At 67.4% G+C, this 9,484-nt stretch carries 16 protein-coding genes; 3 read left to right on the forward strand and 13 right to left on the reverse strand.

What is annotated here, in order from left to right:
• Positions 1 to 23 precede the first annotated feature (23 nt).
• A complete protein-coding gene (locus JOF56_RS57235) occupies positions 24 to 383 on the forward strand; it encodes a hypothetical protein (protein WP_209647859.1) in 360 nt (119 codons plus the stop codon).
• On the opposite strand, the gene JOF56_RS57240 is transcribed toward JOF56_RS57235, so the two are convergent.
• A complete protein-coding gene (locus JOF56_RS57240; protein WP_209647860.1) occupies positions 309 to 1,607 on the reverse strand; it encodes a PBSX family phage terminase large subunit in 1,299 nt (432 codons plus the stop codon). The genes JOF56_RS57235 and JOF56_RS57240 overlap by 75 nt on opposite strands.
• Positions 1,604 to 2,158: a hypothetical protein gene (locus JOF56_RS57245; RefSeq protein WP_209647861.1), complete on the reverse strand. Its 555-nt coding sequence runs from the start codon at positions 2,156 to 2,158 to the stop codon at positions 1,604 to 1,606. Before JOF56_RS57245 ends, JOF56_RS57240 begins: the two co-directional genes overlap by 4 nt.
• 44 nt (positions 2,159 to 2,202) lie before the next feature.
• Here JOF56_RS57245 and JOF56_RS57250 point away from each other — a divergent pair, with 44 nt between their 5' ends.
• Together JOF56_RS57250 and JOF56_RS57255 are read left to right on the forward strand one after the other, a co-directional pair.
• A complete protein-coding gene (locus JOF56_RS57250) occupies positions 2,203 to 2,475 on the forward strand; it encodes a hypothetical protein (protein ID WP_209647862.1) in 273 nt (90 codons plus the stop codon).
• Positions 2,476 to 2,958: 483 nt separating this feature from the next.
• Positions 2,959 to 3,105: a hypothetical protein gene (locus JOF56_RS57255; RefSeq protein ID WP_209647863.1), complete on the forward strand. Its 147-nt coding sequence runs from the start codon at positions 2,959 to 2,961 to the stop codon at positions 3,103 to 3,105.
• 172 nt (positions 3,106 to 3,277) lie between these two features.
• On the opposite strand, the gene JOF56_RS57260 is transcribed toward JOF56_RS57255, so the two are convergent.
• The 11 genes from JOF56_RS57260 to JOF56_RS57310 form a co-directional block, all read right to left on the reverse strand.
• Entirely contained in the window at positions 3,278 to 3,823 is a 546-nt protein-coding gene (locus tag JOF56_RS57260) for a WhiB family transcriptional regulator (protein ID WP_209647864.1), read from the reverse strand.
• Entirely contained in the window at positions 3,820 to 4,602 is a 783-nt protein-coding gene (locus JOF56_RS57265) for a DNA-methyltransferase (protein WP_209647865.1), read from the reverse strand. Before JOF56_RS57265 ends, JOF56_RS57260 begins: the two co-directional genes overlap by 4 nt.
• 100 nt (positions 4,603 to 4,702) lie before the next feature.
• The gene (locus JOF56_RS57270; protein ID WP_209647866.1) at positions 4,703 to 5,092 is read right to left on the reverse strand and encodes a RusA family crossover junction endodeoxyribonuclease; all 390 of its coding nucleotides are present in this window, start codon (positions 5,090 to 5,092) and stop codon (positions 4,703 to 4,705) included.
• Positions 5,089 to 5,277: a hypothetical protein gene (locus JOF56_RS57275; protein ID WP_209647867.1), complete on the reverse strand. Its 189-nt coding sequence runs from the start codon at positions 5,275 to 5,277 to the stop codon at positions 5,089 to 5,091. The genes JOF56_RS57270 and JOF56_RS57275 overlap by 4 nt, the downstream gene beginning before the upstream one ends.
• Entirely contained in the window at positions 5,270 to 6,193 is a 924-nt protein-coding gene (locus JOF56_RS57280; protein ID WP_209647868.1) for a hypothetical protein, read from the reverse strand. Before JOF56_RS57280 ends, JOF56_RS57275 begins: the two co-directional genes overlap by 8 nt.
• Positions 6,186 to 6,737 (reverse strand): hypothetical protein, encoded by a 552-nt coding sequence (locus JOF56_RS57285; RefSeq protein WP_209647869.1) that lies wholly within the window; start codon positions 6,735 to 6,737, stop codon positions 6,186 to 6,188. Before JOF56_RS57285 ends, JOF56_RS57280 begins: the two co-directional genes overlap by 8 nt.
• Positions 6,737 to 7,030, reverse strand: a complete 294-nt coding sequence (locus tag JOF56_RS57290) for a hypothetical protein (RefSeq protein WP_209647870.1) — start codon at positions 7,028 to 7,030, stop codon at positions 6,737 to 6,739. Before JOF56_RS57290 ends, JOF56_RS57285 begins: the two co-directional genes overlap by 1 nt.
• 68 nt (positions 7,031 to 7,098) lie before the next feature.
• Positions 7,099 to 7,545 (reverse strand): hypothetical protein, encoded by a 447-nt coding sequence (locus tag JOF56_RS57295; protein ID WP_209647871.1) that lies wholly within the window; start codon positions 7,543 to 7,545, stop codon positions 7,099 to 7,101.
• Entirely contained in the window at positions 7,542 to 8,006 is a 465-nt protein-coding gene (locus JOF56_RS57300; protein WP_209647872.1) for a hypothetical protein, read from the reverse strand. Before JOF56_RS57300 ends, JOF56_RS57295 begins: the two co-directional genes overlap by 4 nt.
• A gap of 196 nt (positions 8,007 to 8,202) precedes the next feature.
• Complete coding sequence (locus JOF56_RS57305; RefSeq protein ID WP_209647873.1) at positions 8,203 to 8,538, reverse strand: hypothetical protein; 336 nt, start codon at positions 8,536 to 8,538, stop codon at positions 8,203 to 8,205.
• On the reverse strand, positions 8,535 to 9,431 hold the full coding sequence (locus JOF56_RS57310) for a hypothetical protein (RefSeq protein ID WP_209647874.1): 897 nt from the start codon (positions 9,429 to 9,431) through the stop codon (positions 8,535 to 8,537). Before JOF56_RS57310 ends, JOF56_RS57305 begins: the two co-directional genes overlap by 4 nt.
• Positions 9,432 to 9,484 lie beyond the last annotated feature (53 nt).

Genomic DNA, 9,484 nt, shown 5'->3' on the forward strand with positions numbered 1-9,484 from the left:
GACCATCAAACAAGGGGCCATCCATGTCTATCCGCGCGTTCGTCATGCTCCTGGGCGTTCTGGTCGCGCTCGCAGGCGTGCTGTTCCTCGCCACGCCTGTCACGGCGGACGCGACCGGCCGACTGTCTGGGACTGATGTGGCTGTGGACTGTGGCGCGGTGTTCACCCCGGCCAGTGACGGGCAGGCCACCATCTACCGGACGGACTGCTCGGACGCGTTGACCTCTCGCGGGTGGGTGGGTTGGCCGTTGCTTGCTGTCGGTTTGGTTGTGGCCATTGGTGCCGCGGTTGTCCGAGGGAAGAAGAGGTCAGGCGGCGTCGGCGAGTCCGCCGTCGGCGGCGGCGAGGTCGGGGAGCCACTGCCGCCACACCCCGCGGGCTGACTGCACGCCGTACCGCAGCATGTCGCAACCGTGGTCTGCGACCTTTTTGGGTTTCTCCTCGCCCTTGGTGAGCGCCTCGTCGTCCCAGACGTAGCCGCAGAGTTGTTCCCACAGCACCGGGCAGCGTTCGGCGTCGACGAACAGGCGACCGCCGCCGAACAGTGATGCGGTGTTGCGGATTCCGACGTCGACCCGGTTGTCCGCGGAGCGCAGGCCGGGCCATCCGTCGGCGCGCATTTGGGTGCGGAGCGACGCGGCGGACGGGTCGAGCGCGACTACGGGATCGAGCCCGGTGTCGGCGAGTTGCTCCTGTGCCCATTCGCTGAGCCGTTTGCTGATCGCGGCGTCGGTGAGTTGCCCTTTGGCGCGGCCGTCGTGCTCCCATTCGGACACCACGTACAGGCCGGGCACGCCGAGTGCGTCGACAGCGAGCACGATCAGACCGGCGTGGGTTGGGTTGCTGGTGCCGTAGTCGAGCGCGATCCACGCCGTGAGCCACTGGTCTTTGGCCGGCGCGGGTCGGCAGTGGATTGTGTCGTCAAGCAGGTCGTAGATGGCGCCTTCAGCGGCGACCCACTGTCCCAGGATGAAGCGCTTGAACCAGAGCCCGGTGAACTCGGCCCGGGTCTTGGTTTTGTACTCCTCGGTGAGTGATGGGTTGTCGTCCATCACGAAGTGCCACGTGGCGAGGTCGAGTTCGTTGGCGCGCTTCAGGTACTTCTTGCGGAACCAATGCTCGGGGTTGTCTGGGTTGGTCGTGCAGAACAGTTGCGCGCCGGGCACGGACAGGCGGCCGAGCAGCTGGACGAAGAAGTCTTCCGGGATGGTGGTGGCTTCGTCTACGTAGGCGCCCGCGAGCGTGAGACCGCGGAGCACCTTCTCGGCCTTCGCGTCCGATGCTCCGATGATGTGGACGAGCCTGCCGAGTATCCGGCAGGTTGGTGCGCCGCGGTTGAAGCTGATCGCACCGGGTGCGATGTCGGCGATGACGTCGAGGACGTTGCGGGCGATGGTGTCGCGGGTGCGCCCGATGATCGCGAGCGGACCTTTGGGTCCGGTTTGGACGTACCGCAGCCACTTCAGGATGGACGCGATCGTCTTACCGGACCGGATCGATCCTTCCCACACGCAGATACGGCACGTCGCGTCGAGGATCGAGTCTTTCTGTTTCGGTGACAGCCGGGCGGCCTCTTCGGCTGGCCGGGGTGGAGCGGGCGCGGTCACCCCTGCTCGCTGGGTGTCTGCTTGTCCCGCTCGGCCCGGTCCCGTTCGAGCGACTGGAAGAACTGTTCGAGCAACCCAGACGCCTGGCCGGTGCCGGCCTGCTCGGCTTCGAGCCGGGCGAGCTCGACGCTCTTGCTGCTGGCGATGCCGATCGCGGACATGGTGTCGCGCCACTCGCGCGGCCCGGACGGTAGCTCGGTGTGCTCGACCGATTCGCCGGCGTTCTCACCCATGTTCTTGACGACGTGCAGGTGCGTGACGTAGCCGAACAGCCGGCCGCGCAACTCTTGTGCGTCGCCGAGCAGGTCAAGTTGTAGCTGTGCGCGGCGTTCGGCTGCGTTGGTCTGCTTGACGGAGGTGGCCGCGGCGGTCTGTTGCTGGCCGTTCTGCCAGGCGTCGGCGAGGCCGTTTTGTTGGGCGACTTTCTGCACGCTGGCGAGGCCGACGCCGTGGCGTCCGGCGATTTTGCGGTAGCTGCCCTCGGGGGTGCCGGCGGTCGCGCGGATGTCCTCGGCGATCGCGGCTTTGAGTTCGTCGCTCAGCCTGGCCACGCGCGTGATGGTCAGGCCTGGTTGTCACCCGTATGGTGTCGAACATGGGTTCGAATGACGAGACGGACGGGCCCCTGGCCTACCGGTACGGGCCCGGCACGGCCGTCGCCGAGGTCTACCCAGAGATGTGCAAGGCCGGGCTACACCGGCTGGAACCCGGCAAGACCGTCATCGGTTGGGACCCGCCCCACCGGTACGTGTCGTGCAACCGCTGCTGGGATGCCCGGCGACCTGACCACACGTGGCATCTGCTGCCGCCGTCGCACGAGGAGTTCATGCGGCAGTGGCAGGCGCACGCGAAGTCGCAAGCCACGTAGGAACCGACACGGTTACTGTTCCTGTAGATCCCGCGTGTTGACGGTGTCATTGGCCGTACGCTTGTAGTTGCTGTCGCGCGCTGTTCCTGCATCTGTTGCGCTTCCCGTGGAGAATTTATTGCCGGAGTAATTTCGACAAGTGTTTTCCACGGAAACAATGCCGGTTATTACATCCCGTTGTTCGTATGCCTGAAGTGTGTACGAACGTGGACTCTATCGAGAATCTAACCGCTAAGTACGGGAAGCCTTGAAGTTCCTGACCGTGTGCATCGTATGGGCAGGTAGAAGGCTGTTTGTCTCAACATCTCGACTTGGTCGTCCGAACGGTTTACATCCATCTGGATGAGGGCTTGGAGGCGTGTGCACCGACCGGCTTGGGTGGAGTATTGTCGTCCTATCGCTCCGGTCGAGCGGTCGCGAGACTCCGTTTCTCGTCACCGCCCGTAATCGGGGCTTACGCATAGGTGTGAGAGGAGGTGTTCGTTGAGCAACAACTGGTTGGCGTGGATCGCACGTATGGCGGCTGAGATCGCCGAGGTGTGGGCGGTCCAGGACCCGGCCAGCCGTGGGCTGGCCTGGGTCCTGGCGAAGGGCCTTCGTCGACTCGCTCGGATGCTTGGAGGCAAGTAGCGAGTAGACGCGTTCCTATCCCTTCAACCCGGCGTCGAGCTTGCGGGCTCGGCGCCGGACTCTATTCTCCCTGGTCAGGACTGTTTGTGCCAGTCCTTGCCAAGTGACAACGGTACCGGCCCGATTCGGGAATTTCGACATGGGGGCCAGGATCATGTCAGATGCCCAAACGTCATGCCACGGCGGGTAGGTCGGCTGGTTCGGCGCGGCGGTGGTTGGGCAGGCCGGGCAACGGCAGCAGGTACTGCCCAACCGACAGCCGGTGCCGGCCGATTCGGATCGGCTCGGCGAGGACGTGCACGGGCGGCCACCCCAACCCACGGGCTTTCGCCTTCGCGCGAGCACGGGCGCGGCGTTCGGCTTCGTAGAGGGCGTGGGCCGCTTTGCAGTCCGGGCAGGTACAGCCGTGCTTGACGCGCCTGGCGTTGGTGCCGTGGTCGGGCAGCATGGCGGGCACGGGGTAGCCGTACTCGACGGCGATCAGCTTGCGGTCGGCGCGGTCGAGGCCGCCCCAGATTCCCCATGGTTCGCCGCGTTCGAGCGACCCGACGGCGCAGGCGTACCGGACCGGGCAGACGGCGCAGATGGCGCGGCAGGCGGTCGCGGTGTCGCCCTTGGCGTCGATCCAGTCGAGCTCTGGGAACAGGCGGCAGAGGCTGAGGTCGTGCCAGTCGGGGATCTCGCGCGGGATACGCGGCGGCTCGGCGAGCGCGCTCAAGTCGTCACCTCCGAAACGTCGGTGAGCGTCAGCTGGTCATCCGGCGTGCGGTATCCGCGCAGCGTGTCGGCGATGCGCTCGGCGGCGGCACGGTGGTAGTGCGCGGTGTTCTCGATGCCGACGAACGATCGCCCCTCCAGCACCGCAGCGATCCCGGTCGTACCGGCCCCGGCGAATGGGTCGAGCACCACGCCGCCAGGCGGCGCGATCTTGACGAGATCGCGCATGACGTCGAGCGGCTTCTGGGTGATGTGCACGCGATCCCTCGGCGCGATCATCGACCACCAGCCGGGCAACGGTGGTGTACCGGGAATGATGGGCATCGGACCGGCTGAGCCCCACACGATGAACTCGCACGCTTGCCGGAACCGGCCGGGCTGTGGCCGCGCGTCCGGTTTGGACCATGCACCAACGCCGCGCCACACCCAACCGCCAGCCTGCAGTGCGTCGGTGGTGATGGGCAGTTGTCGCCAGTCCGTGAACACCACGGCGGCGCCGCCAGGCTTGACTACGCGGAGACACTCGGCCAGCCAGAGGGCGCACCAGGCGAGGTAGCCGCGTTGGTCGCGGTTGTCGCCAGCGAAGGTGGCGAGCTGGTTGAAGTTGGCGTAGTCGTCCTGGAGGTACTTCTGGCGAGGATCCGCCGTTCGGTCGCCGCGGGTGAATCCGCCCGAGCTGTAGGGCGGGTCTGTGATCAGGGCGTCGACCGATGCTGTCGGCAGTTCGCTGAGCACGGCGAGCGCGTCGCCGTGGAGCATTTCGGCCGAATGGCTTGTCATCGGAACCACCGCCGGAACGCGTTGCGCAGCAGCCGGGTGCGGCGGCCGAGCAGGATTCGCCGGGCGACTCGCCCGGCGATCTTGCCGAAGTAGGTGCGGATCATCTGGTCACCTCGACAGTCAGCCAGAGCCGACGGTTGCCCGGTCCGGGGTGGATCACGGGCATTACCTCGGTGACGTACTCGCCGGTGTCGTCCGGCACGAGCCCGGCGTCGACCAGGCCGTCTACGGCGGGCTTGGCTGTGGCGTGCAGGTTCGGCGCGTCGCGGCGCCGGTTGTCGCCGGGCCGGTAGTGCAGCTGCACGGTGATCCGGGCGCACGGCTGGATTCCGGCTTGTCGCGCGCGTATGCGGGTGATCTCGCGGACCATGCGGGTGCGGCGGGCTTTCTCCCGCCAGTGCAGGCGCTGGTTGGCGGTGAGGGGTGGTTTGTTCCGACAGAGCGGGATGTCGAGCTCGTACACGGTCGGCGCCGTGGTGGTGTCGGTCATCGGGTGGCCTGCTTCCGGTTGGTGCCGATGACGAGCGGCGGCAGGGTTCCGGTGTGGCCGCATGCCCAGCGGACGCCGTGTCGGAAGACGTGCATGGGTTCGCGTTGCTGGCAGCCGGGGCAGTCGTACGGCGGGTTCAGCACGGTGTTGAGGTGGTCGCCGAGGAACGGCATGCTGTCAGCCACGGTCGGCCTCCTCGGTGACGGCCGTGAGTGGGCCGAGTTCCCGCTCGACGCGTCCCAAGTGCCAGTGGCAGTACTCGCCTACCGGCGCGCAGGGTTGGCCGTCGAACGGCTCGTATGCGGTGTACGTGCCGTTCGGGTTCGGCCGCCAGATTGACCCTTCGCGGTCGCGCCACGTGCGCGGTTCAGCCGGCGAGTCGTCGCGCCACCAGCGGTCAGCCTTGCCGGGCCGACGCTCGTCGGGGTCGCCGAACTGGTCGACGGCGTCAGCCCAGAGGTCTTTCTGTACGGTCTCAAGCTGTTTGGTGACGTACCGCCAGTTGACGTACAGCCAGATGCAGCCGAGCAGGTCGCGGTACGCGTCGAGCGCGGCGCGCCATTCATCGGCCGATATCTCGATAGCGGCGTCCACTTTGGCCACGTCGCGTTCGTGGACAGCTTCGGCGTGGAGCCACAGCAACAGGTCCCGCTCATTGCGCATGTCGGCGACTTCCTGACACATGCGGTAGAGGCCGCCGGTTGGTGTGTTGTCTGGCTTGGTGCCGAGCGCGACGGCGAGCGCGCGGACGCGGCCGTCGAGGTCGTTACGCAGCATGCGGTTTTGGTCGGTGAGTTGCGCGATCGCGGCTAGCTGCAGGTCGTCGCGGAACTTGTCGAAGATGCTGCGGGCTTTGTCGAGGCGGCGTGCTTGTTCGTCGGTGGGCCCGATGTGCATCACGATGTTGTCGCCGTCGGTGTGTTCGTCGAGGTAGGAATGGGCGAGCTGCTCGACGGGACACGTCCTGCCCGACAGGCCAGCGGCACAGACTCCACCTGCCTGGTGGTTCTGGTCGGCGTCCGCGAACGCCTCGGCGTGGTTGGTGTCGCCGAGCAGGCGCGCGACGTTCGCGGCGCGCTGCAACACAGTCCGCTCAGGCATTGACGGTCACCTCTGCGGGCTTGCAGTCCGGGCAGAAGTCGCCGCGTTTGTCGCAGGACCAGCCGTGTTTGATGGCGTGCGCCCGGATGTACCCGAACCGGGTGGCCTGGTCGTCGAGGTCGGACACGAGGATGTCGGCCACGATCCTGGTCTCGCACTCGTCGCAGAACACGCCGAGCGCGCACGGGTACCCGGTCGGCTGCGGCAGTTCGATCTTGGCGACGCCCGGGCCTGGCCCGAAGTCCTCGTACCACACCGGTTTCCCGTGCTGCTCGGCGTAACGGATCTCGCGGCGGGTGGACTCGCCGATGTATCCGTCGACCGTGACCACGATTACCTCGTCCGCGAGGTCGATCTTCCGGAAGTGCAGCTCGTCGAGCATCCGCTTGACCGCGTTGCCCTGGTCCTCAGCGGCGACGATCGAGAACGGGGCGAGCACGATCCGGCCGGCGGCTGTGTTCTCGGCGGCGACGATCAGGATCTGGTCGAAGAATCGCATGCTGCCGGACAGGCACACGATTCGTGGGCGCGTCTGGTCGCTCATCAGATGAACTCCGTTTCCGGAACCACGGCCCACGCAACCAAGTCCTGCCGGTAGCGCTGGCGTATTTCGGTCAGCAGGCTGCGGAGCAGGCCGGCGCTGTCGGCCGGAAGCTGGATGGCGATGCAGGCGTTCTGGAACGGCGAGGTCGGCGAGGAGTACCACTGGCCGTAGAAGCCGGTGGCGTGCCTGGCCATCGCGCTGTGGAACTCACTCAGGAAGTTCGCCCACTCTTGCTGTGTGAGTTTGTTGTCGCTGTTGCCGATCGAGGCATAGACGGTGATCGTGTCGGTCACTCGGGTCTCCCTGTGGGTTGGTGGTCCCGCCGGGGGAAGCTCGGCGGGACCACCCTGATGGGGTTGCGTCAGTGGGTTTTCTGTTTGGCGCGCAGGGTTTCGACCGCGATCTCGGCCGCCTTGCCGACGAGGGTCGCGACGTCGAACCCGCCTTTCTTGGCGGCGTCGTAGCAGTCCTGCGCGCTGATCTCGGATGCGACCACGCCGATTACGCGGTCGAGCTGCTCGTCGGGGCTGTCTTCCTTGTGGCGGTTGAGCGGCATGCCGGCCGCCGGGGAGCACGGCACGGAGCCGACGATCGGCCAGTGCGCGATGCGTTCGGGCTTCTCGTATCCGGCTGCCCCGGCGTAGTCGGTGATTGCCCACGTGGACGGGTGCGGGCGCGACGGCCACATGATCGCGATCCAGCGGCCGTCCGGGGAGCGACGTACGGTGCCGATCGGGTCGTTCGAGGCGTCGCCGATCGGCTGCCTGGTTCCCTTGCCGCCGAACCACTTCGGCTTGCGCGCGGTCATGCTTGGGTCTCCTGTGCTGCGGCGTCGGTTGCGGCTGGCCCGTGTGTCGGGCAGGGCTCTGCGGCGACCGGTGCGCCGCACTGCGAGCAGACCTTGCATCCCGCGTGCCGGTCCCAGACTTCGGCGTATCCGGGTGGTGCGTCGATCAGGGCGAGGGACCGTGCTACGACGGCCCGTGCATGCTCGGCAACCTGCTCGTCGGTGAGCGTGGCGTTGCGGCGGCCGGCCACTCGCCAGCGCCAGGCGACGAACGCGACCAGGCCGAGCCCGAGCAGCGTCGTGAACGTGAGGGCGGGTGCTTTCCCTGCCGTACGGGCGACGGCGAGTCCGAACAGGACAGCGCCGCCGCCGGTCACGATGGTGACGGCGAGCATGGCGAGGTAGCCCTGTACCTGCTCCCAGAGGTCGCCGAGTTGAGTCCACATGAGGTGCCGGTCGTGGCGGGTGTGCTGCGCGCTCATCGGTGTCCCTCCGCAGTGCAAGTGGGGCAGATGTCGCGGAACTCGCCGAGACGGCCTAGCGGCCGGGACCAACCTTGGGCTGATGCGGCGTCGCGGGTGACGTACTCGTCGCCGGGGTGCTCGTACGAGACGTGGCAACGCACGCCGCTCGCTGCGACGCGATCGCAGCTCAGGCGCGTTGTGGTGGCGATGGCGCTCATCGGGAACCGTCCACGTAGGTCTCGTGGTCGGTGGCGCCGCAGTGTTCGCAGTAGTGCGCGTCCGCGTGCTCGTCGGTGCGGGCCGGGACCATGGTCCAGTCGCACCACACGATCGGCCGGGTGTCCTCGACTGCGGCCTTGAGCGCGTCGAACTTGGCGGCGGTGTCGATGCCCTTGGACGCGAGCAGGTCGATCGCGTTGAGGACGGGGTCGTCGGTGACGGCGCCGGTGACGGGGTTGGGGTCGCATTCGCCGTTGTGGCCGGCGGGGTAGCGGCACTGGCCGCCTCCGATGGGGAGGCGGCAGGCCGGGCCCGCAATGGTGGCGGTCATCGGGCGTTCGCGATCTGGAGCTGGCGGAGCGTGTGGACGGTCGGCTCGTCAACGAGCGCGGCGACCGCCTGCTCGGTGAAGAATCCGGTGTAGACGTACAGGTTGATGCCCGCGAACTTGCCGGTCACCTGGATGTGGGTGGCGGACTCGTGAACGGTGCGGGAGAGCGCGGCGTTGTCGAGCCGGTAGAACCATGCGAGCAGGGCGTCGGCGCGGCGGTTGCCGGTCACCTGTGCCCTGACCTCGTTCGTCCTGCTGTCGAGGGTGAAGAGCTCGCCGAGCTCGGGGTGGGCGTCGATGAAGTCGGCGATGGCGCGGGCCTGGTCGGTGATGGTGGTGTTGCGGCGCGGCTTCGGCTGCTCGACGGGCGTCAAGGCGTTGACGGGGAAGCCGTTTTCGGTGCCGTTGGCGAACCGAAGCCAGACGTAGTCGTGGTTCTTTGAGCCGTCCGGGTTCACGAGGTGGTCGGTGACCACGGTCGCGATGTTGTCGGTCGGGTCGATCAGGTGGCCAGCGTCGATGCGGACGGTGGTTCCCGCGGCGATGGTCGGCTCGACCTCGACCGGCTGCTCGTCGGCCCGGCGGGCCAGTTCGGCGCGGATGTGCTGCTGGGTGATGCCCAGGTCCGGGCGGGCCAGGTTGACCAGGGACACGGCGCTGTCGAGCATGCTCTGCAGCCGCTCGACGCTCGCGGTGGCCAGGATGTGGGTTCCGGTTTCGGTCGACGTGGGCTGGACCGGTTCGGCCACGGCGGGCGCGGCCTCGTCGGCGGGGACGGTGAGCGTGGTGCCGAACAGGGCGCCGTGCTGCGGGTCGGGCTGGTCGGTGAGTCCCATGCCGAACATCGGCTCGGTGTTGTTGCCGCTGGCCGGGCGGCTGTTGGTGGTCTGCATGATCGTCTCCCTTGGTGTCACCGAGAATCGGTGACGTGCCGTCCACGATACAC

Origin of the sequence: Kibdelosporangium banguiense (assembly GCF_017876405.1) — a bacterium.
Lineage (GTDB): Bacteria > Actinomycetota > Actinomycetes > Mycobacteriales > Pseudonocardiaceae > Kibdelosporangium > Kibdelosporangium banguiense.